Source organism: Variovorax davisae (assembly GCF_030316845.1).
Classification (GTDB): Bacteria; Pseudomonadota; Gammaproteobacteria; order Burkholderiales; family Burkholderiaceae_C; genus Variovorax; species Variovorax davisae.
In genome coordinates this window covers 597,206-620,215 of the sequence record NZ_JASZYS010000001.1, presented here as the reverse complement: position 1 = coordinate 620,215, position 23,010 = coordinate 597,206, and the positions used below count along the sequence as shown (strand labels likewise).

The following is a 23,010-nucleotide window of genomic DNA, read 5'->3' as shown; positions in this document are numbered from 1 at the left end:
CCGGATTATCGATGGCCCGGCGCAGCCTCCACGATGCGATCGGGCACGCGAAAATTTTCTTCACGGCCGATGCAGAATCGATGGGAACCGACCGGAGTCGGAGAAAAATTTCCCCGTAGGCCTGAGAGCTGGTCACTCTCAGAGGGGAAATTTGGTAGGCGCGATTGGACTCGAACCAACGACCCCCACCATGTCAAGGTGGTGCTCTAACCAGCTGAGCTACGCGCCTGAGGTTGTATTCGAGAGGCCGAAGTATAGCAGGCTTCTGAAGCCACTTTTCAGCGCCGTCGCGCAGATCGCACACCAGGCACCGCAGCGACCACCGCGAGCACCTGCTTGAGCCGCGTGACATCGGCGATCTCGACCGTGAAGGTCATCCACGCCGTGCCCTTCACCGACTGCGTCTGCACGCCGATCACGTTCATCTTCTCGCGCGCCAGCACGTCCGAGATGTCGCGCAGCAGGCCCTGCCGGTCGGCCGCCTCGACCGCCACGTCGACCGCGTAGACCGAGCCCGCGTCGCCGCCCTTCTGCGCGCCCCACTCGACGTCGATCACGCGCTCGCCGTTCTGCGCCGCCATCGTGCGGAAGTTGCTGCAATCGGCGCGGTGCACGCTGACGCCGTGGCCCTTGGTGACGAAGCCGCGGATCGCATCCGGTGGCGCCGGCTTGCAGCACTTGGCCAGCTGCGTCATCAGCGACGAGACGCCCACCACCAGCACGCCGCCGCGCCCCGACTGCTCGCTGCCGCGCGCCTTCTTGATGATGACGCCGTCGTCCGGCCCGGGTGGCGGCTCGGGCGGGCGCAGCAGCATCTCGATGTTGCGCAGCGAGAACTCGTCCTTGCCGACCACCTCGAACAGGTTGTCGGCCGACTTGAAGCCCAGCTGCGACGCCAGGTCGTCGAGCCTCAGTGCAGTCTTGCCTTCGCGCTGCAGCAGCTTCTCGACCGCCTCGCGGCCGCGCGCGACGGTCTCGTGGGTGATCTGGGCGTTGAACCAGGCGCGCACCTTGGCGCGCGCCCGATGGCTGGCGAGGTAGCCGAGGTCGGCATTGAGCCAGTCGCGCGACGGCCCGCCTTCCTTGGCGGCAATGATCTCGACCGTCTGGCCGTTCTGCAGCGGCGTGTTGAGCGGCACCATCGCGCCGTCGACGCGCGCGCCGCGGCAGCGATGGCCGAGGCTGGTGTGCACGGTGTAGGCGAAGTCGACCGCGGTCGCGCCCTGCGGCAGCTCGACGATGGCGGCGTCGGGCGTGAGCACGTAGATGCGATCGTCGAACAGGCCCTGGCCGCGCTGGCCGCCCGAGAGATCGCGCTCCCAGGCCAGCAGCTGCCGCAGCACCGCGATCTTGGCGTCGTACTCGCCGCTGGCCCAGACGCCCGCGTAGCCCTTGTGGCCGGCTTCCTTGTAGGCCCAGTGCGCGGCCACCCCATGCTCGGCATGGTCGTGCATCTGCTCGGTGCGGATCTGGATCTCGATCGGCTTGCCGGCATGGCCGCCGACGACCTCGCGCACCACCGTGTGCAGCGACTGGTAGCCGTTGGGCTTGGGCCGCGCGATGTAGTCGTCGAACTCCTCGTCGATCGGCTGGAAGTGGGAGTGCACCCAGGCCAGCGCCGCATAGCAGTCCTTGACGTCGGCCACCACCACGCGCAGCGCCATGATGTCGAACACCTGCGCGAAGTCGAGCGACTTGCCGCGCATCTTCTTGACGATGCTGTAGATGTTCTTGGGCCGGCCCTGCACCGTGGCCTTGACGCCCTCGGCCGCCAGGTCGCGCTCGAGGCGCGCACGCAGCTGCTCGACATAGCCTTCGCGCTCGATGCGCTTCTCGTCGAGCAGGCGCGCGATCAGCTTGTAGGTCTCGGGTTCGAGGAAGCGGAACGACAGGTCCTCGATCTCCCACTTGACCTGCCAGATGCCGAGCCGGTTGGCCAGTGGCGCGAACACCTGCAGCGATTCGCGCGCCACGTTCTCGGGCAATGGCCGCTTGCTGGCCGCCGCATGTCGCAAGGTCTGCAGGCGCGAGGCCAGCCGCAGCATCACGACGCGCAGGTCGCGCGAGAACGCCAGCAGCATCTTGCGCACGTTCTCGGTCTGGGTGCCGGCGGCCTCCGGCTGGGCGTTCGCCGTGGCCGAGCGGGCCTGCTTCTGCACGTGCACGAGCTTGGTGGTCTCGACCGCCAGCGCCGCGAAGTTCTCGCCGAACACCTTGGCGATCACCTCTTGCGGCCGGTTCAGGTGCTGGCACGAATAGACCAGGTAGCTGGCCGCCTGCATGGCCTCGGAGCCGCCCATGGCACGCACGATCGCGGCCACCGCGTCGGCGTGCGCCAGCGTGTTCTCGCCGGTGTCCAGGGTCTCGTCGGCGATCAGCGGCTCGGCGAAGGCGCGCGCGCGCGCCAGCATGTTGGCCATCACCGGCGTGCGATCGGCGGTGGCGGCCGACAGCGGGTAGTCGACCACCAGCGATTCCGACGGCGCCGGCACGTGCAGGTTGGATTGCTCGCGCTTCACCGGGCGCCCCGCACGGATAGCAAGCGCCGCCCGACGGGCCCGCGAGCTTCACGAGGCACGTGAGAAAGGGCGGGCACGGTCATGGAGGGAAAGGCGAAATCGCGATGAAGATAATGGGCTCGTTGCATCCTAATTCATTCGGAGATTGTCATCATGCTCAAAGGCAAAACCGCGCTTGTCACGGGGTCCACCAGTGGCATCGGGCTCGGCATCGCGAAAGCCCTGGCCGGCCAGGGCGCGAACATCGTCCTCAACGGATTCGGCGACGCGGAAGGCCCCAAGGCCGAGATCGCCGCGCTCGGCGTGAAGGTCGAACATCACGGCGCCGACATGAGCCGCGCAGGCGACATCGAGGACATGATGAAGTTCGCCGCCAGCCGCTTCGGCCGTGTCGACGTGCTCGTCAACAACGCCGGCATCCAGCATGTGGCGAAGGTCGAGGACTTCCCGGTGGAACGCTGGGACGCGGTGATCGCGATCAACCTCAGCAGCGCCTTCCACACCACCCGGCTCGCGCTGCCGGCGATGCGCGAGGCCAACTGGGGCCGCATCATCAACATCGCCTCGGCGCACGGCCTGGTGGCGTCGGCGCAGAAGTCGGCCTACGTGGCCGCCAAGCACGGCATCGTCGGCTTCACCAAGTCGGTGGCGCTGGAGACGGCCACCACCGGCGTCACCTGCAACGCGATCTGCCCCGGCTGGGTGCTGACCGCGCTGGTCCAGAAGCAGATCGACGACCGCTCGGCCCGCGAAGGGATTTCGCTGGCCCAGGCGCAGAACGAGCTGCTGGGCGAGAAGCAGCCCTCGCTGCAGTTCACGACGGTCGAACAACTGGCCGGGCTGGCGGTGTTCATGTGCTCGCCGGCCGCCGACCAGGTGCGCGGCGTCGCCTGGCAGGTGGACGGCGGCTGGACCGCGCAGTAAGGCCTACTTCAGCTGCACCGAGCCCGAGACGTTGACCACCACGTTGGCCTTGCCCGCCTCGATCGGGACCGGGGCATCGGAGGCGGCCTTGGCCATCGCCTCCATCGCCATCATGCGCGGCTGCACCGGCCCGCCCAGATGGGCGTTGACCGAGACTTCGCGCAGCGTGTAGCCGCTGAAGCCGAAGCCCTTGGCGAGTTCGTCGGCGCGCTGCTTGAAGTTGTCGATCGCCACCGACTGGGCCTCGGTCTCGGTCTTGGCCTGCTGTTCGCGGCTCAGGCCGAAGCCGATGTTGGCGATCGACAGGGTGCTGATGCGCCCGGCCGTCTGGGTGATGCGCGGGAAGTCGCGCCCTTCGAGCACCAGCGACGCAGCGCCGCGCCAGCCGGTCATCTTGCCTTCGCGGTTGAAGCGCGGCGCCAGGTTGAAGTTGCCCGTGCGGACGTCAAGCTGGCCCGGCTGGGCGCCCTTGCGTGCCTCGACCAGCGCGGCATCGAGCGCGGTGCGCAACTGCGTCTGGACGGTCGCTGCATCGGCGGCTTCGCGGGTGGTGCTGAGCGTCATCGTGAGCAAGTCCTGCTGGACCTCCACCGTCGAGTTGGCGGACAGCTGGAGCACGTTCTGCGGCGGTGCGATCGACACGGTCTGGGCCGCGGCAACGCCGGCAGCCATCCAGACGGCACAGGCCGCCATCCATTTGAGATTGTTCAAGTCGGCAATTCCTTGGAAAAACAAAAGAGGCCCCACGCGGGCCGCGGCTCAAGGCCGCTGGTTGCGCGGAGCGGTCAACGCGCCCGGGGCCGGCGCGTCCGGCATCATGCGCCCGCCCGCCGGCGCTCCGGCCGACTGCGCCATGCTTTGGGACGGCGCCCATTGCTGGCGCACCTGCTGCCTCAACTGGGCCAGCTCGGCGGGCGTCAGGCGTCGGCCGGCGCCGGCGCCGCGCCCTTCCCCGCCGGTCGCACCGCCCACTGCCAGCCAGCCGGGCGGCCCGGCCCAAGCCGGCAAGCCCGAAGTGGCAACCATCAACGACAACATGACAAGCTTGGATTTCATGGCGGCAAATTGTGACGACAAGGTCACTGTGCCATCGCCTTGCAAGGTGCAGACGTCCCACCCGCTAGCGGCCGCAAGTTTTGTAACTTAGTGTCAACACCTACCCCAAAGCGGGCCAATGAGCCCACAACGGCTTCAGAATTGGCGTTGTTACAAATTCGGCGTTGTGAAAATGAATCAAGCCCCCGCTCGCACAGACAAGATCGTGATCGTCGACGACGACGCGCGCATCCGCGACCTGCTCCGCCGCTACCTGACCCAGGAAGGTTTCGAGGTCATCGTGGCCGAAGACGGCAAGGCGCTCAACCGCATCCTGCTGCGCGACACGGTCGACCTGATCGTGCTCGACCTGATGATGCCGGGCGAAGACGGCCTCTCGGTGTGCCGCCGCCTGCGGGCGGCCAACGACCGCACTCCGATCATCATGCTGACGGCCAAGGGCGAGGACGTCGACCGCATCGTCGGCCTCGAGGTCGGCGCCGACGACTACCTCGGCAAGCCCTTCAACCCGCGCGAACTGCTGGCCCGGGTCCACGCGGTGCTGCGCCGCCGGCCGCCGCTGGAGGCGCCCGGCGCGCCGTCGACCGACAACGAGACCGTCAATTTCGGCCCCTTCAGCTTCGACCTCGGCTCGCGCACGCTCAAGAAGGACGGCGAGGAGCTGTCGCTGACCACCGGCGAGTTCGCGATGCTGAAGGCGCTGGTGCGCCATCCGCGGCAGCCGCTGTCGCGCGAGAAGCTGGCCCAACTGGCACGCGGGCGCGAGTTCGAGCCCTTCGACCGCAGCCTGGACGTGCAGATCTCGCGCCTGCGCAAGCTGGTCGAGTCCGACGCCGCGGCGCCGCGCTACATCCAGACCGTCTGGGGCGTCGGCTACGTGTTCGTGCCGGACGGCACGACCTGAAGCGCTGACGGACGTGGCTATCGGGCCCCAGACCACCCAGCCCAGCCCGCTCGAGGACAGCACCCAGGGCACGCTGCCGAGCCCGCTGGGAAGCATCGGCGCGCGCCGCCGCCGGAAGCGGCTGCACCTGGGCCTCAGCCTCTTCTGGCGCACCTTCTTCCTGCTGGTGCTGCTGCTGGTCGGCTGCACGGTGGCCTGGCTGCAGACCTTCCGGGCGCTCGAATACGAGCCGCGCGCCATCCAGACCGCCCACCAGATCGCCTCGCTGGTCAACCTGACGCGGGCGGCGCTGGTCTATTCCGATGCCATCACCCGGGTCTCCTTGATCAAGACGCTGGCCGACCAGGAGGGCGTGCGCATCCTCCCGCGCGAGCCGGGCGACCGCTTCCTGCCCTACACCAGCGGCGCGCTCGACCAGCGCGTGACCGAGGAACTGATCGCGCGACTGGGCGAAGGCACGACGGTCGCTAGCCGGGTCAACGACGAGCCGGGCCTGTGGGTCGGCTTCACGATCGAGAGCGACACCTACTGGCTGCTGGTCGACCCGACCCGCTTCAGCCGCCTCGACCGGCGCACCTGGATGATCTGGCTGGCCACCACGATGGCGCTGTCGCTGGCCGGCGCGGCGCTGATCACGCGGCTGATCAACCGGCCCTTGAAGCAGCTGTCGCAGGCCACGCTGCAGGTGCGCGAGGGCGAGTACGAGGCCCACCGGCTGGACGAGCGGGCCCGCACCAACGAGATCCGGGCAGTCAACGTGGGCTTCAACCGGATGGCCGACCAGCTGGCCAAGATCGAGCAGGACCGCGCCGTGATGCTGGCCGGCATCTCGCACGACCTGCGCACGCCGCTGGCGCGGCTGCGCCTGGAAACCGAGATGAGCGTGGCCGACGAGGATGCGCGCGACCACATGGCGGCGGACATCGCCCAGCTCGACGCCATCATCGACAAGTTCCTCGACTACGCGCGGCCCGACCACGTCGACTTCCGCCCGGTGCTGCTGCGCGACGTGATCGACGCCTGCACCTACGCGGTCCAGGACCACGAGGACATCAAGATCACGGTCGACGTGCCGGCCGACCTGCGGGTGATGGCCGACGAGGTCGAGCTGCAGCGGGTGATCTCCAACCTGGTGGAGAACGCGCGCCGCTACGGCAAGACACCCTCCACCGGGGTGGCCGACATCACGATCCAGGCCCAGGCCCACAACGACGCGGTGCTGATCAAGGTGCGCGACCACGGGGCCGGGGTGGCGGCCTCGATGCTGTCGCAGCTCAGCAAGCCCTTCTTCCGCGGCGACGTGGCCCGCACCTCGGCCGCCGGGGCCGGGCTGGGGCTGTCGATCGTGACCAAGAACATCGAGCGCATGGGCGGCACCTTCGCGCTCACCAGCACGCCGGGGCGCGGGCTGGCGGCCCACATCCGGATGCCGCGCGCGGCGTCGATCAAGATCGATCCCCTGGCGGCCAAGGACAAGCCGGTGCCCGCGGCGGGACCGGCCAGCAAGGCCTAGTGTCGCCCGTCCGGGCGATGGTCGGCGAACTTCGGCTGCGAGGCGCCGGCGAAGGCCTCGAGCGCCGAGCCGACGCCGCCCGACTTCTCCAGCGCGCTGACGATCTTCCTGAAGAGCGGCCGGTAGGCCTCGTCGGCCTCGCAGCCGGTCAGCGGGTCGCGGTTGGCGCTGAAAGCGGCATCGAGCTCGGCCCAGTCGGCCTCGCCGAGCGCGGCCTCCGCCCGCGGCAGGATCTCCGCTTCCTCGACATGCATGTGCTCGAGGTAGCTGCCGACGTACTGGCGCATGGCGGCTTCGAACGCCTCCCAGCCGGCGTTGCGCCCCGTCGTTTCCCTCAGGACCTGGATGCCGAGCAGCGCGTGCTCGAGTTCGCGCAACGCCCGTTCGCCATTCGCATGGTCGCGGTCGAGGCGATCGAGTACCTCATCCAGCTGGCCGTCGCGCCCGCGCAACCGGGGGAACAGCAGCTGGCTTTCCTTGGGGTGGTGCAGCTTCTCCGGAAATTCGCCGATGTAGAAGAGCATGGCCTGCAAGGCGGAGAGATCGGGCACCGTGTTCCGGCGCCGATGCTCGCCGAGCAGCAGGAGGATCGCCCGCAGCATGGCCGAGAGCGCCCGGTGTTCGCGCAGGATGATGTCGACGGTGGCATGCGTCATGAGGGACTCCTTGCCATGCAGCGCGCGGCACGCTGCATGGCGCCAGGACCTGCGTTGCCACGCCATGCTGGCTGCAAATCCGAATGCCTGCCTTGCGCCACGTCAAGGCGCGGCGACTTTCGTGCCGCGGCGCGGCAGAGGCGCTACGTCGACGCCGGGCCGCCCCCGCGGTGCAGCAGCGCCACGGCGCGCGCTTCCATCGCCCGGCCCTCGCCCACCGGACCGAGCTTCTCGGCCGTCTTGGCCTTGACGTTGACCTGCTCGACCGCCAGGCCAAGCGTCGCCGCGATGCGCTGGCACATCGCCGGGATGTGCGGCGCCAGCTTCGGCGCCTGGGCGATCACGGTGCTGTCGACATTGCCGATCTGCCAGCCGGCGGCCCGCACGCGGCGCGCCGCCTCGGCCAGCAGCACCGACGAGTCGGCGCCGCGGAACTGCGGATCGGTGTCGGGGAAATGGCGGCCGATGTCGCCGAGGCCGGCGCCACCGAGCAGCGCGTCGGTGATCGCATGCAGCAGCACGTCGGCGTCCGAGTGGCCCAGCAGACCCGTTGCGTGGGGCACCTCGACCCCGCCGAGGATCAGCTTGCGGCCGGCCACCAGCTGGTGGACGTCCCAGCCTTCGCCGACGCGGATGTCCAACCCGCTCATGGGCGGCTCCGGCGGCTCTGCAGGACCGCCTCGGCGAGCGCGAAGTCCTCGGCATAGGTGAGCTTGAAGTTCTGCGCGCTGCCCGGCACCAGCAGCGGCGCCAGGCCCACGCCCTCGATCGCGCTGGCCTCGTCGGTCACGGCGTCGCCGCTGCGCTCCAGCGCATCGAGCAGCATCCCGATGCGGAACATCTGCGGGGTCTGGGCCAGCCACTTGTCGGCCCGGGTCGGCGTGCTCGCCACCCGGCCCTCGGGCGTGGCGACCTTGAGCGTGTCGGCCAGCCGGTGGGCCAGCAGGCCGCCGACGGCGTCATGCTCGCAGGCCGCGATCAGGGCCTCGATCTGGCTGGGCGTGACCAGGCAGCGCGCGGCATCGTGCACCAGCACCCAGTCGTGCGGGCCGGCGCCGAGCTGGCGCAGCGCGCGCAGGCCGTTGCGCACGGTGGCGGCGCGGCTGGCGCCGCCGACCCGCAGCAGGTGCTCGCCGGCGGCCGGAAAGCGCGGCAGCGCGCTGCCGACGTCGGCATCGTCGGGCGCCACCACCAGCGCCAGGGCGGCAAAGGTCCCGGCCAGCGCGCGAAACGCCTCCAGCGTGTGCTCGACCATCGGCCGGCCGGCGATCCGCCGGTACTGCTTGGGGCCGGCGCTGCCGGCACGGCTGCCGGAACCGGCGCAGGGAATCAGGACGAAAAGGCGGGAGGCGGACATGGGGGAGCGAGGGCGACCAGCGGCAAAAGGACAGCCATTCTAGAATCGACCCCATGCACACCCCTCGCCGGCCGGCGCGGGGTGTTGTGCATTTCCCGGGCACTTCATGGACCTACCCCACCTCACCGCGGGCAAGCGATTCACGCTGCCGCGCCCCCCGCTGTCGGCCGATGCGCTGATGCTGGCGCAACTGGCCGAACGCGAAAAAGCGAGCGGCCGGGCCACCGCCGTCTTCACCGCCGACGCCAACGACGCCCAGCGCCTGATCGACGAGATCGCCTTCTTCGCGCCCGAACTGCGCTGCGCCCTGTTCCCCGACTGGGAGACCCTGCCCTACGACAGCTTCTCGCCGCACCAGGACCTGATCAGCGAACGGCTGGCGACGCTCTGGCGCATCAGCCAGAAGGAGGCCGACGTGGTGCTGGTGCCCGCCACCACCGCGCTCTACCGGCTGGCGCCGCCGGCCTTTCTCGCCGGCTATACCTTCCAGTTCAAGAGCGGGCAGAAGCTGCAGGATTCGAAGCTCAAGGCCCAGCTCACGCTGGCCGGCTACACCCATGTGACGCAGGTCGTGAGCCCGGGCGAGTACGCGGTGCGCGGCGGCCTGATCGACCTGTTCCCGATGGGCTCGCCGGTGCCGTTCCGGGTCGACCTGTTCGACGACGAGATCGATTCCATCCGCACCTTCGACCCCGACACCCAGCGCAGCCTGTACCCGGTGCCCGAAGTGCGGCTGCTGCCGGGCCGCGAATTCCCGATGGACGACGACGCCCGGGCGCGCTTTCGCAGCCGCTGGCGCGAGCTGCTCGAGGGCGATCCGACCCGCAGCCGGATCTACAAGGACATGGGAAACGGCGTCGCCACCGCCGGCATCGAGTACTACCTGCCGCTGTTCTTCGAAGAGACCGCGACCGTCTTCGACTACCTGGGGCCCGACGCCACGGTGGTGCTGCACGGCGAGCTGGAGCCGGCCTTCCAGCATTTCTGGCAGGACACGGCGGAGCGCTACCGGCTGGTGCGCGGCGACCCCGAGCGGCCCGCCCTGCCGCCCGAGGCGCTGTTCCTGAACGCCGAACAGTTCTACCAGCGGGCCAAGCCGCATGCGCAGCTGGCGATCCGTGGCGAGGCCGACGCCGAGGCGCCGCCCTACGCCGAGTTCGACACCCTGCCGCCCTTCGCCGTGGTGCGCGGCGCCGACGATCCGCTGGTCAAGCTCAAGGCGCACATCGCGGGCACGCCGCACCGCGTGCTCGTGATCGCCGAGAGCGACGGCCGGCGCGAGAGCCTGCTCGACTTCCTGCGCGCCAGCGGCGTCGGGCCGCCGGCCTTCGACTCGCTGGCCGAGTTCGAGGCCCAGCCCGACGAGAAGATCGGCATCGCGACCGCGGCCCTGGTGGCCGGCTTCGCGTGGCGCGAACAGGGCATCGATTTCGTCACCGAGACCGAGCTCTTCGCGACCGCGCCGGCCACCCGCCGGCGCAACAAGAAGCAGGAACAGGTCAGCGACGTCGAGGCGCTGATCAAGGACCTGAGCGAACTGGCGATCGGCGACCCGGTGGTGCATTCGGCCCACGGCATCGGCCGCTACCGCGGACTGGTCAACATGGACCTCGGCCAGGGCAAGGACGCCGAGGGCAAGCCGCTGCTGCAGGAGATGCTGCACCTGGAGTACGCCGACAAGGCCACGCTCTACGTGCCGGTCTCGCAGCTGCACCTGGTGAGCCGCTACACCGGCGTCAGCGCCGACGAGGCGCCGCTGCACAAGCTGGGCTCGGGCCAGTGGGACAAGGCCAAGCGCCGCGCCGCCGAGCAGGTGCGCGACTCCGCCGCCGAGCTGCTCAACATCTATGCCCGGCGCGCGGCGCGCGAGGGCTACGCCTTCCGCTTCTCGGCCGCCGACTACGAGGTCTTCGCCAACGACTTCGGCTTCGACGAGACGGCCGACCAGAAGGCCGCGATCCATGCCGTGATCCAGGACATGATCTCGCCCCAGCCGATGGACCGGCTGGTCTGCGGCGATGTCGGCTTCGGCAAGACCGAGGTCGCGCTGCGGGCCGCTTTCGTGGCCGTCACAGGCGGCAAGCAGGTGGCCTTCCTGGCGCCGACCACCCTGCTGGCCGAACAGCACTACCAGACGCTGGTCGACCGCTTCGCCAAGTGGCCGGTGAAAGTCGCCGAGATGAGCCGCTTCCGCTCCGCCAAGGAGATCACGGCGGCCGCCAAGGGGCTGGACGACGGCAGCGTGGACATCGTGGTGGGCACGCACAAGCTGCTGTCGCAGTCGGTCAAGTTCAAGAACCTGGGCCTCCTGATCATCGACGAGGAGCACCGCTTCGGCGTGCGCCACAAGGAGGCGATGAAGGCGATGCGGGCCGAGGTCGACGTGCTGACCTTGACCGCCACGCCGATCCCCCGCACGCTGGGCATGGCGCTCGAAGGCCTGCGCGACCTGAGCGTGATCGCCACCGCGCCGCAGCGGCGGCTGGCGATCAAGACCTTCGTCCGCAACGAGGGCACCGGCGTGATCCGGGAAGCCGTGCTGCGCGAACTCAAGCGCGGCGGCCAGGTCTACTTCCTGCACAACGAGGTCGAGACGATCGAGAACCGGCGCCAGAAGCTCGAGCAGATCCTGCCCGAGGCGCGCATCGCCGTGGCCCACGGCCAGATGCCCGAGCGCGAACTCGAGCGCGTGATGCGTGACTTCGTGGCCCAGCGCTACAACCTGCTCCTGTGCTCGACCATCATCGAGACCGGCATCGACGTGCCGACCGCCAACACCATCGTGATGAGCCGGGCCGACAAGTTCGGCCTGGCGCAGCTGCACCAGTTGCGCGGCCGGGTCGGCCGCAGCCACCACCAGGCCTATGCGTACCTGATGGTGCCGGACATCGAGGGCCTGACCAAGCAGGCGGCGCAGCGGCTCGACGCCATCCAGCAGATGGAAGAGCTGGGCTCCGGGTTCTACCTCGCGATGCACGACCTGGAGATCCGCGGCGCCGGCGAGGTGCTGGGCGAGAACCAGAGCGGCAACATGATGGAGATCGGCTTCCAGCTCTACAACGAGATGCTGGCCGAGGCGGTGCGCTCGCTCAAGGCCGGGCAGGAGCCCGACCTGCTGGCGCCGCTGTCGGTCACGACCGAGATCAACCTGCACGCGCCGGCCCTGCTGCCCGACGACTACTGCGGCGACGTGCACCTGCGGCTGTCCTTCTACAAGAAGCTGGCGACCGCCAAGACGCCGGACCAGATCGACACCCTGCTCGAAGAGATCGTCGACCGCTTCGGCAAGCTGCCGCCGCAGGCGCAGACCTTGATCGACGTGCACCGGCTGCGGGTGCTGGCGCGGCCCTACGGCGTGATCAAGGTCGATGCCGCGCCGGGGGTGATCCACATCACCTTCAAGAAGGACCCGCCGATCGATTCGATGAACATCATCCACCTGATCCAGAAGAACAAGCACATCAAGCTCGCGGGCAACGAAAAGCTGCGCATCGAGCGCGAGCTGAAGGAGCCCAAGGAGCGCGCGCAGATGGTGCGCGACGTCTTGCGCAGCCTGGGCCAACCCAAAGTACAGGAGCCGACACCGGCATGAAAGAACTCTCCCCCGGCCTCGTCGTGCAGCGCTTCACGCCGCCGCTCGCGCTCGCCGATTTCAAGCTGATCGCGTTCGACATGGATTCGACCCTGATCAACATCGAATGCATCGACGAGATCGCCGATGCGGTGGGCAAGAAGGCCGAGGTCGCGGCCATCACCGAGGCCACGATGCGCGGCGAGATCAAGGACTTCAAGGACAGCCTGCGGCGCCGCGTCGCGCTGCTCAAGGGCGTTCCGGTGGCCGCCCTGCAGCAGGTCTACGACCAGCGCCTGCAGCTCAACCCGGGGGCCGGGCAACTGGTCGCGGCCTGCAAGGCTGCGGGGCTCAAGGTGCTGCTGGTGTCGGGCGGCTTCACCTTCTTCGCCAACCGGGTGAAGGATCGCCTCGGCATCGATTTCGCGCGATCCAACCTGCTCGACGAAGCCGACGGCCTGCTCACGGGCCAGGTCGTGCAGCAGCCCTGGGGCGACATCTGCGATGGCGCCGAGAAGCGCCGCACGCTGCTCGAGGTGGCCTCGCTGCTGGGCATCTCCGCGGCCGAGGCGATCGCCGTCGGCGACGGCGCCAACGACCTGCCGATGATGGGCGAAGCCGGCCTCTCGGTGGCCTTCCACGCGAAGCCGTTGGTGCGCGAGCAGGCGATGGTGGCGATCAACGAGGGCGGCCTCGACCGCCTGCTCGAAGTGCTGCGGTGAGCCCATGGCCGACGAGCAGCGCCCGCCGCCCGCCTCCGCGACCTTGCACGGCGATCGCCGCGGCGGCGTCGAGCACGGCGCGATCCACAAGCCGATCCACACCTCGGTGCAGTACGGCTACGAGCGCACCGAGGACCTGATCGGCGTCTTCCAGGGCACGCTCAAGAACAGCTTCAGCTATGCCCGTCAGGGCACGCCGACCACGGCGGCGCTCGAAGCCAAGGTGACGCAGCTCGAGCAGGGCCTCGGCAGCATCTGCTTCGCCAGCGGCATGGCGGCGCTGAGCGCGCTCTTCCTCACCTTGCTGCGCGCCGGCGACCACGTCGTCTCCAGCCATTTCGTCTTCGGCAACACCAACAGCCTGTTCGGCACGCTGGCCGGGCTGGGCGTGGCGGTCGACAAGGTCGATGCGGGCTCGGTCGACCGCGTGCGCGACGCCCTGCGGCCGCAGACGCGCATGGTGTTCGTCGAGACCATCGCCAACCCCGGCACCCAGGTCCCCGACCTCGAGGCGATCGGCGCCCTGTGCCGCGAGCGCGGACTGCTCTACGTGGTGGACAACACGATCACCTCCCCCGCCCTCTTCCGGCCGCGCAGCGTCGGCGCCGGGCTGGTCGTGAACTCGCTGACCAAGACCATCGCCGGCCACGGCGCGGCGCTGGGCGGCGCGGTCACCGACACCGGCGAATTCGACTGGGGCACCTATCCCAACATCGCCGCCAGCTACCGCGGGCTCGACCCCCGGCAATGGGGACTGCAGCAGATCCGCAAGAAGGGGCTGCGCGACATGGGCGGCACCTTGGCGCCCGAGCAGGCCCACCGCATCAGCCTGGGTGCCGAGACGCTGGCGCTGCGGGTGGCGCAGACCAGCGCGACGGCACTGGCGCTGGCGCGCTTTCTCGAAGCCCATCCGGCGGTCGCCAAGGTGCACTACCCGATGCTCGAAAGCCATCCGCAACATGCGCTGGCCCTGAAGCTGTTCCGGGCCGGCTCATGGCTGCTGGCCTTCGAACTGCGCGACAACGCGCGCATGCCGGCCGCGCTCGACCGCCTGCAACTGGCCATCAAGGCCACCGGCCTGGGCGACAACCGGACGCTGGTGATCCCGGTGGCGCCGACGATCTACTGGGAAGCGGGGCCCGTGGTGCGCGCCGAGATGGGGATCGCCGACGGGCTGGTCCGGGTTTCGGTCGGGCTCGAAGCCGCCGATGAGCTCATCGCCGACTTCGCGCAGGCCATCGCCTGACCCCGGGACCGCTTCGCGTCAGAGCCCGATCAGGCCGCCATCGTCCCGGGTGATCACCACCGTCGCCGAGCGCGGACGCGCCGTGCCGCCCCCGGGCCAGTGACTGCCGAACTTGCTGGGGTCGCCGATGTTGGCGGCCGGCGTGGTCTCGCCCGGGTGCTGGATGTTCACGAACAGCGCGCGGCCGTCGCCGGACTCGGCAATGCCGGTGATCTCGCAATCCTTCGGCCCCACGAGGAAGCGGCGCAGGCCGTCCGTGCCCGGCGCTTTGCCGACCAGGGTCGCCTGCGTGGCACTGGTCGCGCCGTCGACGTTGGTGATCGTCTTCGCGCCGCCATCGCCGACCTGGCCCGGCAGGGCGGCCAGCATCATGCAGTTGGTCACGTCGGTGTACTTGCTGTCGTCGGTCTCGAGCCAGAGCAGCCCGGCGGTCGCCGAGCTGAACCACATGCCGTCCGGGCTCGAGAAGTCGTTGTCTGCAACCAGGCTCGACAGGTTGACGTCGGCCGATGCCGTGGAGCGAGCGCCGAACAGATAGACGTCCCACTTGAAGGTCGTCGCGGCCGGGTTGCCGCCGGCATCCGCGAAGCGCACGACGTGGCCGTTCGGATTGCCCTTCTGCGCGGTCTGGGTCGGGCCCTTGGGATCGTTGTACGAGCGCGGGTTGGCGGCATCGGTGCCACCGACGGGTCGCGCCGTGTTGTTGGTGAGGGTCACGTACACCTCGCCGTTCTTCGGATTGACGGCGGTCCACTCCGGCCGGTCCATCTTGGTCGCGCCCGCCGCGTCCGCCGCGAGACGAACGTTGATCAGCACGTCCGCGGCATCGGCGAAGGCGTACGCCGGGTTGCCGGCCGTGATGCCGTTGACGCCCAGCGCGAGTTCGAGCCAGTTGCCCGTGCCGTCGGCGTTGAAGCGCGCGACGTAGAGCTTGCCGTCGTCCATGTACTTGTCGCCGGCGGCGATGCCGCCGTTGATGTCGGCCGCGTTCCACGCCTTGGTCGAGACGAACTTGTAGATGTACTCGTTCTGCGCGTCGTCGCCCATGTACCAGACCAGCGGCTTGCCGACCACGACCGGGCCGAGGCAGGCGCCCTCGTGGCCGAAACGGCCCAGCGCGGTGCGCTTCTTCGGCGTGCTGGCGGGCGTGAAGGGGTCGATCTCCACCACCCAGCCATAGGTGTTGGCGCCGTTGCGGTAGTCGTCCACGGCGCTGGCCGCGCCGCTGACCACCTCCGTGTTCCAGCGGCCATAGAGGTTGTCGCTGGTGTCGGGCGTGACGGTGGCCCAGAGCTCGCGGCCGGTGCCGGCGACGCCGTAGCGTCCGAAGGCCGCAATCTCCTTCGCGCTGCGGTTGGGGTTGTCGGTGGCCGCGATGCGGCGGAAGTAGCCCGCCCAGTTTTCCTCGCAAGTGAGGTAGGTGCCCCACGGCGTGGTGCCGTTGGCGCAGTTGTTGACCGTGCCGCGGGTCGTGCTGCCGTCGCTCGAGAACTTGGTCTTCAGGTAGTCGGTCCTTGCCGCCGGGCCGGAGAACTGCATCTCGGTCAGCGTGTGGACGCGGCGGTTGAAGCCCGAGTCCTGCTTGTAGTTCCAGGCGGTGCCGCTCTTGGCGACTTCGATCACGCTCACGCCATGGACGAAGAATTCGCGTTGCACCTCTGCAGCGACGCTGCGCACGGCAGCGTTGCCGGTGCCGACGATGGTCTGGCCGGTGGGATGCAGGAACAGCGCCGTGATGGCTTCGTGGTTCATCGCGAGCAGGCCGCGGGCCGCGGCGGCCGGGTCCCACTTGTTCGAGGCGTCGATGCCGAAGAAGGTCATGCCGTCGTGGTGGTCGCCGGCCCGACGGTCATAGCTGGCGGGCGCATCGGTGCCGTCGTTGAGGTAGGCCGGCACGCCGGTGGCGATCGGGTCGCCGAGACGGTACAGCACGCTGGCCGTGTAGCCGGCGGGCACCGAGACCACATCGTCCAGGCTTTTCGGCACGGCGGTGAAACCGAGCTTGGCGGCAGCCGGGGCGGGCGCGGGTGCCGGCGCGGGTGCCGGGGCCGGAGCCGGTGCCGAGGCGGCGACAGGAATGAAGCCATTGCTGCCGCCGCCGCCACAGGCCTGCAACAGCGCCACGCTGGCACTGCCGACGCCGAGTCCGAACAGGTTGCGGCGGCTCAGGCGGGCCTCGACCAGATCGCTGAAGGAAGGATTCGAGGTCTTGTTGTAGCCGATATCGTCCAGGTCGATCGACGGGACTTCGGACGGGTTTTTCGCGGTCATTCGGTGTGTACTTCTTTCATCGGATTGACGTTCTGGATATCAACCCATGAAGGTAGCCACGACAGATGACGCGGAGACGAAAGCGATGTGTCAGTGACGTGACGGCGCCTTGGCCCGTGCCGAAGCGCGCGAAGGTCTACAGCGCAGCGCCGAGCCGCGCGATGCCTTCGCGGATCTTCTCCACATTGGCGGTCGCGAAACTCAGGCGCAGCGTGGCCACATCCGGCTTCTCGGCGAAAAAGGGCGCGCCCGGCACGAAGGCCACGAGTTTCTCGATCGCCCGCTTGGCCAGCACGTTGGCGTCCGCGACCTTGCCGCCGGCACCGGTCAGGCGGGCCCAGAAGAACAGGCCGCCGCCCGGCTGCGTGAAGGTGATGGCGTCGCCCAGTTCGCGCTGCAGCGCCTCGCCCATCGCCAGCGCGCGCTCTGCGTAGACCTTGCGCACGTTGGCCAGCGTGGCCGGCATCCGGCCGCTCTTGAGGTACTGCGCGGCGGTCGCCTGGGCGAAGGTGCTGGTGTGGGCGTCGCTGAACTGCTTGCACATGGTCGCCTTGGCGAGCAGCTCGGCCGGGCCGATCATCCAGCCGATGCGCAGGCCGGGGCTCAGCACCTTGCTGAGGCTGCCGCAATGTGCCACCAGCGCGCGGCTGCCCGGGACGTCCTGGGTCAGCGACATGATCGAGGGCGGCGGCGCCTGGTCGAAGTAGAGGTCGCCATAGGGGTCGTCCTCGACGATCAGCGTCTGGTAGCGCACCGCCATCTCGAGCACCTTGCGGCGGCGCTCCAGGCTCAGCATCGCGCCGCTGGGATTGCCGAAGGTGGGGATCAGGTAGACGAACTTCGGCTTGTGTTCGGCGATCAGCTTCTCGAGCTCGTCGGTGCGCACGCCGTCGGCGTCGACCGGCGCGCTGATGAGCTGCGCGCCGTAGAGGCGGAAGCACTGGATCGTCGCCAGGAAGGTGGGGCCTTCGACGATCACCTTGTCGCCGGGCGAGATCAGCGTCTTGCCGAGCAGGTCGAGCGCCTGCTGGCTGCCGGTGGTCACGATCAGGCCGCTCGGGTCGACCTCGACGCCCTTGGTCTTCATGAAGGCCGAGAGCTGCGTGCGCAGCGGCTCGTAGCCCTCGGTGGCGCCATACTGCAGGGCCCCGCCCGGCTCTTCGGCGAGCGCCTTGGCGCTGGCCTCCTTCAGCCCTTCGACGTCGAACATCGCGCTGTCCGGAAAGCCGCCCGCAAAGCTGATGATGCCGGGCGTGCCCAGCAGCTTGAAGAGTTCGCGGATGGCGGAGGTTTCGACGTTGTCGAGGCGGGAAGCGAATTGCATGAGAGCCTTCTTGGGAGGAGTTGCAGCCTGCGATTGTCGCAGCCCCCTAAACTCCCCGCCACGATGAAGAAAACCGACATAGAGCCGTTCTTCGCCACCTTGCAGGCGGCCAATCCGAGCCCCGAGACGGAACTCGAATACGACACGCCCTTCGAGTTGCTGGCCGCCGTGCTGCTGTCCGCCCAGGCCACCGACGTCGGGGTCAACAAGGCCACCCGCCTGCTGTTTCCGGTCGCCAACACGCCGCAGGCGATCCTGGACCTGGGCGTCGAGGGGCTCGAGGGCTACATCAAGACCATCGGCCTGTACCGCAGCAAGGCCAAGCACCTGGTCGAGGCCTGCCGGATGCTGGTCGAACTGCACGGAGGCGAAGTGCCGCGCACGCGACCCGAGCTCGAAGCCCTGCCCGGAGTCGGCCGCAAGACCGCCAACGTGGTGCTCAACGTCGCTTTCGGCGAGCCGACCATGGCCGTCGACACCCACATCTTCCGGGTCGGCAACCGCACCGGGCTGGCGCCCGGCAAGACGCCGCTCGAGGTCGAACTCAAGCTCGAGAAGCGGGTGCCCGAGCCCTACCGGCTGCACGCCCACCACTGGCTGATCCTGCACGGGCGCTACACCTGCGTGGCGCGCAAGCCGCTGTGCTGGCAGTGCGCCGTGTCACCCTACTGCGACTACAAGCCCAAGACGCCAGCCCCCTGAGCCCGCCATTCACATGTCGATCGTGACGCACTCGCCGAAAGCGATCGGCTGGCCCGGCCATTGATCGGACCGTTCGACGGCACGGACGCCATCGCGCAGCAACCAGGCGCAACGAATCACGCCGGCATGCGTGATCCAGACCGCATCGCGGCCGCCGGCGCGCCAGGCATCGAAGGCCTCGCCCACCCGCCGCATGAACTGCCGCGTGCTCTCCCCGCTGCGCCCCGCGCGCAAGTCCGCGAATTCGCGCGTCCAGGCGTCGATCTCGGCACGGTCGATGGCCGACCAGAGCCGCTCTTCCCACCCGCCCAGGTCCATCTCGGCGATGCGCGGGTCGGCGCCGACCCCGTCCAGGTCGGGACGCAGCGCGACGATGGCTTGCGCCAGATCCGCGCAGCGCGACAAGGGCGAACAGCTCAGCGCAACCCCCTCGGGCAGCAGCGGCGCCACGCGCTCAGCCACGGCACGGGTCATTTCGGGCAGCACGGGCACATCCGTTCGCCCGTAGCAGAAGCCATCGACGGCAGTGGTCCGTGCATGGCGCACCAGCAGCAGCCTCATGCCTGCCACGCCAGGGCAAGGTAGATCGCCAGTTCGCACACCTGCTGCGTGGCACCGAGGCCATCTCCCGTGAAGCCGCGCAGCCGGCGCCGCAGCAGCCGTGCGACCAGCCACGCGGCCAGCGCGCACAGCAGCACCGGCGCCAATCCCCGCAGGGTGCCGTGCGCCATCACCAGCCAGCCCACCGCCGGCAGCGACCACGCCACGCCGACCAGCAAGGCGCCATGGCCGATCGCGTCGGCCAGCGGCTTCGACTTGCTCGCCGCGTTCTCGTCCCCCACGTAGGGCAGCCAGCGGATCAGGAACAGCGGCGCCAGGCGCGACAGCACATGGGCGCTCACGAGCGCGAGCACCAGGTTCGGTGCGCCCTGCCCCGCCAGCATCCCCAGCAGCAGCACCTTCAGGCCCAGCGCCAGCACCAGCGCGATCGCGCCGAAGGCGCCGATCCGCGAGTCCTTCATGATCTCCAGCGCCCGCGCGCGGTCGGCCGAACCGCCGAGGCCGTCCGCGACGTCGGCCAAGCCGTCCTCGTGGAACGCGCCGGTCAGGAGCACGGTGGCGATGGTCGACAGCGCCGCCGCCACCAGCGCGCCGGCGAAGCCTGGAAGCCCGGCCTGCGCGATGCAGAACACGCCGGCGGCGACGGCACCCACCAGCCAGCCGACGCCCGGGAAATGCGCCGCGCTCGCGCGCAGCATCGCCGGGCTGAACCCGACCCACCCCGCGAGCGACCCGGTGACCGGGACCCGGGTGAAGAACTGCAGCGCCAGCAGAAAGTGGCGCACGCCGTTCATGCCGGCTCCTGCCTCGAAACACCGGCCGATTCGAAGCTCGCCATCTCGCGCAGGATGCAGCAGGCGGACGCCAGCAATGGCCACGCCAGCGCCGCACCGGACCCTTCGCCCAGGCGCAGGTCCAGCTGCAGCAGCGGCTGCAGCTCCAGGCAGTTCAACAACAGCCGGTGACCCGGCTCGGCCGACTCGTGCGCCGCGACGCAGCGCTGCACGACATGCGGGCGCAGCGCGCGCGCCACCAGCACCGCGGCACTGGCGATGAAGCCGTCGAGCACGATCACCCGCCGCTCCTGCGCCGCCTGCAGCACCGCGCCCACCAACGTGGCGATCTCGAAGCCGCCGAAGGCGGCCAACGCGGCCAGCGGGTCGGTGGCCGCGGCGTGCAACTCGAGCACGCCGCGCAGCACCTTGCGCTTGTGGGCCCGCCCGGCGGCATCGAGGCCGGTCCCGGCGCCGGTGCAGGCATCGATGTCCTGGCCGGAAATCCGGGCCAGCAGCATCGCCGCCGCGGACGAATTGCCGATGCCCATCTCGCCCAGCAGCACCGCATTGCCGGGCAGATCGCGCATCAGCGCCATGCCGTTCGCGATCGCCTGCTCGCACTGCGCCATGCTCATCGCCGGCCCCACGGAGGCATCGGCGGTGCCCGGCGCGAGCTTGCGCACCAGCAGCCCGTGGCGCGGCGCGAAGTCGTGCCGCACGCCGCAATCGACCACCGTCAGGTTCAGGCCATGCTGCCGGGCCAGCACGCTCACGGCCGCGCCGCCGGCCAGGAAGTTCTCCACCATCTGCCAGGTCACGTCGCTGGGATAGGCCGACACGCCGCGCGCCGCGAGTCCGTGGTCCCCGGCGCAGACCAGCATCTGCGGCGCCTCCAGCACCGGCGCCTGGCTGCCGAGGATGCACCCGACGCGCAGCGCCAGCGCCTCCAGCCGGCCGAGTGCGCCGACGGGCTTGGTCTTGTTGTCGAGCAGCTGTTGCAGTCGTGCCGCGAAGGCGGTGTCGTCGATGCTGTCGATGGGGGGAAGTTGAAGCGTTGTCATTCGATGAGGGCGCGCAGCACGCCCGGTTCAAAGTGGGAATCGATGTGATCGGCCAGGCCGTCGAACACGGCGTCGAGGGTACGCGCCTCGACGCCGAACATCGCCTGGAGCGCCCCGGGGTCCTCGAAGAGGCCGTGCAGGTAGAGGCCGAGCACATGGCCGGCACCGTTCTGCCACGCGAGATCGTCTGCCATGACCGCCGTGGCACGGTCGCCGGCGGCCGCCATGGCGGCATGCTCGGCCGTCCGGCCATGATGGATCTCGTAGCCGCGCACGCGCAGGCCGGACAACGCGGCCCACGGGCCGGTCAGCGTCGAGAACGTCGCCTCGCGGTGGCGAACGGTCTTGTCGGCGGCAAAGACGGTGACCACCGGCAGCAGCCCGAGCCCCGGCCCGTTGCCGTCGACCCCGTGCGGATCGATCAGCGCCTCGCCGAGCATCTGCAGCCCGCCGCAGATGCCGAGCACGGCGCCGCCGCGGGCCGCATGCGCCGCCACCGCGCGATCGAGGCCCTGCGCGCGCAGCCAGGCGAGATCGCCGCTCGTGTTCTTCGAGCCGGGCAGGATGATCCAGTCGGCGCCGGCCACGTCGGCCGGGCTGCGGGCCCAGCGCAGGCGCACCCCGGCGATGTTCTTGAGCGGCTGGAATTCATCCAGGTTGCTGATCCGCGGATAGGCGACCACGGCGATGGTGCGCGTGACCGCGCCGCCCGTCGCCACGCTGCGGTCGTCGAAGACGCCGTCCTCTTCCGGCAGGCCGTGCTGCCACCACATGGGCAGCGTCGCCACCGTCGGCACGCCGGTCAGCGCCTGCAGTTCCTGCGGCGCCGGCGCGAGCAGCGCGGCATCGCCGCGGAACTTGTTGAGCACGAAGCCGGCGATCAAAGCGCGGTCGGCAGCCGGCATCAGCGCCCAGGTGCCGTAGAGATGCGCGAAGGCCCCGCCCCGGTCGATGTCGGTGACCAGCAGGCAGCGCGCATCGGCGTGCCGCGCCACGCGCAGGTTGACGATGTCGCTGGCCATCAGGTTGATCTCGGCGGGCGAGCCCGCGCCCTCGATGACCACCACGTCGTTCTCGGCACGCAATGCATCGAGCGCTTGCGCGATCTGCGGCCACACGCGCTCGCTGCGTCCGCGCCAGGGCAAGGCCGTGAGCTCGGGGCTCACCTGCCCCATCAGCACCACCTGGCTGTGGGTGTCGCGCTCGGGCTTGAGCAGCAGCGGGTTCATGCGCACATCGGGCTCGGCGCGCGCCGCCAGCGCCTGGAAGTACTGGGCGCTGCCGATCTCCCCGCCCGCCACCACGCGGGCGTTGTTGCTCATGTTCTGCGCCTTGAACGGCGCCACCCGCAGGCCCTGGCGCGCGAACCAGCGGCACAGCGCGGTCGCCAGCCAGCTCTTGCCGGCGCCGCTGGTGGTGCCGAGGACCATGACGCAGCGGGCCCGGCCGCCTGGCACTTTGGAATTCATGAGCGCGATTGTCCTTTACGTGATCTTCCTCACGATCCCCGCAACCGGCTTGAAATGAATCCTAAAGCATTCATGCATTTCACCCTTACCTTCGACGCCATGACGAAAAAAGGGAACCACGGCGAATGCCAGGCTTACGCGACATAGCGCTCACGGTCGAAGAGCGCGACAAGAACCAGTTCTTCTGGGTGATCCTGGAAGCCCTCCCCAGCGACGCCGCCGAAGCGATCCACTACACCGGCATCTACTGCGCCGCCAACCCGCAGGCCAGCTACGCGAACGCGCTCGTGATGGGCGCGCACCAGCTGCGCAAGCTGGCCGATCCCGACGGCTGGGCGCACAGCGCCTTCCACGGCCTGCCGATGGGGCGCTGAACGG

At 69.5% G+C, this 23,010-nt stretch carries 20 protein-coding genes and 1 tRNA gene; 8 read left to right on the top strand and 13 right to left on the bottom strand.

Features of this window, described 5'->3' with window-relative positions:
• Nucleotides 1–152: 152 nt before the first annotated feature.
• Together QTI33_RS03025 and QTI33_RS03020 are read right to left on the bottom strand one after the other, a co-directional pair.
• A tRNA-Val gene (locus QTI33_RS03025) sits at nucleotides 153–229 on the bottom strand.
• A gap of 49 nt (nucleotides 230–278) precedes the next feature.
• Nucleotides 279–2,420: a RelA/SpoT family protein gene (locus QTI33_RS03020; RefSeq protein ID WP_286504540.1), complete on the bottom strand. Its 2,142-nt coding sequence runs from the start codon at nucleotides 2,418–2,420 to the stop codon at nucleotides 279–281.
• A gap of 252 nt (nucleotides 2,421–2,672) precedes the next feature.
• Here QTI33_RS03020 and QTI33_RS03015 point away from each other — a divergent pair, with 252 nt between their 5' ends.
• Complete coding sequence (locus QTI33_RS03015; RefSeq protein ID WP_286504266.1) at nucleotides 2,673–3,443, top strand: 3-hydroxybutyrate dehydrogenase; 771 nt, start codon at nucleotides 2,673–2,675, stop codon at nucleotides 3,441–3,443.
• Between the two features lie 3 nt (nucleotides 3,444–3,446).
• Here the strand turns inward: QTI33_RS03015 and QTI33_RS03010 are convergent, their stop codons facing one another.
• Together QTI33_RS03010 and QTI33_RS03005 are read right to left on the bottom strand one after the other, a co-directional pair.
• The gene (locus QTI33_RS03010; protein ID WP_444814806.1) at nucleotides 3,447–4,136 is read right to left on the bottom strand and encodes an SIMPL domain-containing protein; all 690 of its coding nucleotides are present in this window, start codon (nucleotides 4,134–4,136) and stop codon (nucleotides 3,447–3,449) included.
• A 66-nt stretch (nucleotides 4,137–4,202) separates the two neighbouring features.
• Complete coding sequence (locus QTI33_RS03005; protein WP_286504265.1) at nucleotides 4,203–4,499, bottom strand: hypothetical protein; 297 nt, start codon at nucleotides 4,497–4,499, stop codon at nucleotides 4,203–4,205.
• Nucleotides 4,500–4,671: 172 nt separating this feature from the next.
• On the opposite strand from QTI33_RS03005, the gene ompR reads away from it, so the two are divergent.
• Nucleotides 4,672–5,403 (top strand): osmolarity response regulator transcription factor OmpR, encoded by a 732-nt coding sequence (gene ompR / locus QTI33_RS03000; RefSeq protein ID WP_028250078.1) that lies wholly within the window; start codon nucleotides 4,672–4,674, stop codon nucleotides 5,401–5,403.
• Between the two features lie 13 nt (nucleotides 5,404–5,416).
• Nucleotides 5,417–6,916, top strand: coding sequence for a sensor histidine kinase family protein (locus QTI33_RS02995; RefSeq protein WP_444814796.1), 1,500 nt, complete (start codon nucleotides 5,417–5,419; stop codon nucleotides 6,914–6,916).
• On the opposite strand, the gene QTI33_RS02990 is transcribed toward QTI33_RS02995, so the two are convergent.
• The 3 genes from QTI33_RS02990 to ispD form a co-directional block, all read right to left on the bottom strand.
• A complete protein-coding gene (locus QTI33_RS02990) occupies nucleotides 6,913–7,572 on the bottom strand; it encodes a hemerythrin domain-containing protein (RefSeq protein ID WP_286504264.1) in 660 nt (219 codons plus the stop codon). The two genes, QTI33_RS02995 and QTI33_RS02990, sit on opposite strands and share 4 nt — an antisense overlap.
• A 143-nt stretch (nucleotides 7,573–7,715) precedes the next feature.
• Nucleotides 7,716–8,222, bottom strand: coding sequence for a 2-C-methyl-D-erythritol 2,4-cyclodiphosphate synthase (gene ispF, locus QTI33_RS02985; RefSeq protein WP_286504263.1), 507 nt, complete (start codon nucleotides 8,220–8,222; stop codon nucleotides 7,716–7,718).
• The gene (ispD, locus tag QTI33_RS02980; protein ID WP_286504262.1) at nucleotides 8,219–8,929 is read right to left on the bottom strand and encodes a 2-C-methyl-D-erythritol 4-phosphate cytidylyltransferase; all 711 of its coding nucleotides are present in this window, start codon (nucleotides 8,927–8,929) and stop codon (nucleotides 8,219–8,221) included. The genes ispF and ispD overlap by 4 nt, the downstream gene beginning before the upstream one ends.
• A 106-nt stretch (nucleotides 8,930–9,035) precedes the next feature.
• On the opposite strand from ispD, the gene mfd reads away from it, so the two are divergent.
• From mfd to QTI33_RS02965, 3 genes are read left to right on the top strand one after another with little or no spacing between them, the layout of a single operon-like run.
• Entirely contained in the window at nucleotides 9,036–12,521 is a 3,486-nt protein-coding gene (gene mfd / locus QTI33_RS02975; protein ID WP_286504261.1) for a transcription-repair coupling factor, read from the top strand.
• Nucleotides 12,518–13,222 carry a phosphoserine phosphatase SerB gene (gene serB, locus QTI33_RS02970; RefSeq protein ID WP_286504260.1) on the top strand — a complete coding sequence of 235 codons (705 nt, stop codon included), beginning with the start codon at nucleotides 12,518–12,520 and terminating at the stop codon, nucleotides 13,220–13,222. The genes mfd and serB overlap by 4 nt, the downstream gene beginning before the upstream one ends.
• Nucleotides 13,223–13,226: 4 nt before the next feature.
• Nucleotides 13,227–14,468, top strand: coding sequence for a cystathionine gamma-synthase family protein (locus QTI33_RS02965; RefSeq protein WP_286504259.1), 1,242 nt, complete (start codon nucleotides 13,227–13,229; stop codon nucleotides 14,466–14,468).
• An 18-nt stretch (nucleotides 14,469–14,486) separates the two neighbouring features.
• Here the strand turns inward: QTI33_RS02965 and QTI33_RS02960 are convergent, their stop codons facing one another.
• A complete protein-coding gene (locus QTI33_RS02960; protein ID WP_286504258.1) occupies nucleotides 14,487–16,739 on the bottom strand; it encodes a PhoX family protein in 2,253 nt (750 codons plus the stop codon).
• Nucleotides 16,740–16,875: 136 nt separating this feature from the next.
• Nucleotides 16,876–18,063 (bottom strand): aminotransferase-like domain-containing protein, encoded by a 1,188-nt coding sequence (locus QTI33_RS02955; protein ID WP_286504257.1) that lies wholly within the window; start codon nucleotides 18,061–18,063, stop codon nucleotides 16,876–16,878.
• Between the two features lie 63 nt (nucleotides 18,064–18,126).
• Here QTI33_RS02955 and nth point away from each other — a divergent pair, with 63 nt between their 5' ends.
• Nucleotides 18,127–18,765 carry an endonuclease III gene (gene nth, locus QTI33_RS02950; RefSeq protein WP_286504256.1) on the top strand — a complete coding sequence of 213 codons (639 nt, stop codon included), beginning with the start codon at nucleotides 18,127–18,129 and terminating at the stop codon, nucleotides 18,763–18,765.
• A 9-nt stretch (nucleotides 18,766–18,774) separates the two neighbouring features.
• On the opposite strand, the gene QTI33_RS02945 is transcribed toward nth, so the two are convergent.
• Genes QTI33_RS02945 through QTI33_RS02930 form a run of 4 tightly spaced genes read right to left on the bottom strand, consistent with a single transcriptional unit; the run spans nucleotide 18,775 to nucleotide 22,632 of the window.
• A complete protein-coding gene (locus QTI33_RS02945) occupies nucleotides 18,775–19,326 on the bottom strand; it encodes a histidine phosphatase family protein (protein WP_286504255.1) in 552 nt (183 codons plus the stop codon).
• A complete protein-coding gene (locus QTI33_RS02940; RefSeq protein WP_286504254.1) occupies nucleotides 19,323–20,120 on the bottom strand; it encodes an adenosylcobinamide-GDP ribazoletransferase in 798 nt (265 codons plus the stop codon). The genes QTI33_RS02945 and QTI33_RS02940 overlap by 4 nt, the downstream gene beginning before the upstream one ends.
• On the bottom strand, nucleotides 20,117–21,163 hold the full coding sequence (gene cobT, locus QTI33_RS02935) for a nicotinate-nucleotide--dimethylbenzimidazole phosphoribosyltransferase (protein ID WP_286504253.1): 1,047 nt from the start codon (nucleotides 21,161–21,163) through the stop codon (nucleotides 20,117–20,119). The genes QTI33_RS02940 and cobT overlap by 4 nt, the downstream gene beginning before the upstream one ends.
• Nucleotides 21,160–22,632 (bottom strand): cobyric acid synthase, encoded by a 1,473-nt coding sequence (locus QTI33_RS02930; protein ID WP_286504252.1) that lies wholly within the window; start codon nucleotides 22,630–22,632, stop codon nucleotides 21,160–21,162. Before QTI33_RS02930 ends, cobT begins: the two co-directional genes overlap by 4 nt.
• Before the next feature lie 125 nt (nucleotides 22,633–22,757).
• On the opposite strand from QTI33_RS02930, the gene QTI33_RS02925 reads away from it, so the two are divergent.
• Nucleotides 22,758–23,006 carry a hypothetical protein gene (locus QTI33_RS02925; protein ID WP_286504251.1) on the top strand — a complete coding sequence of 83 codons (249 nt, stop codon included), beginning with the start codon at nucleotides 22,758–22,760 and terminating at the stop codon, nucleotides 23,004–23,006.
• Nucleotides 23,007–23,010: the final 4 nt, after the last annotated feature.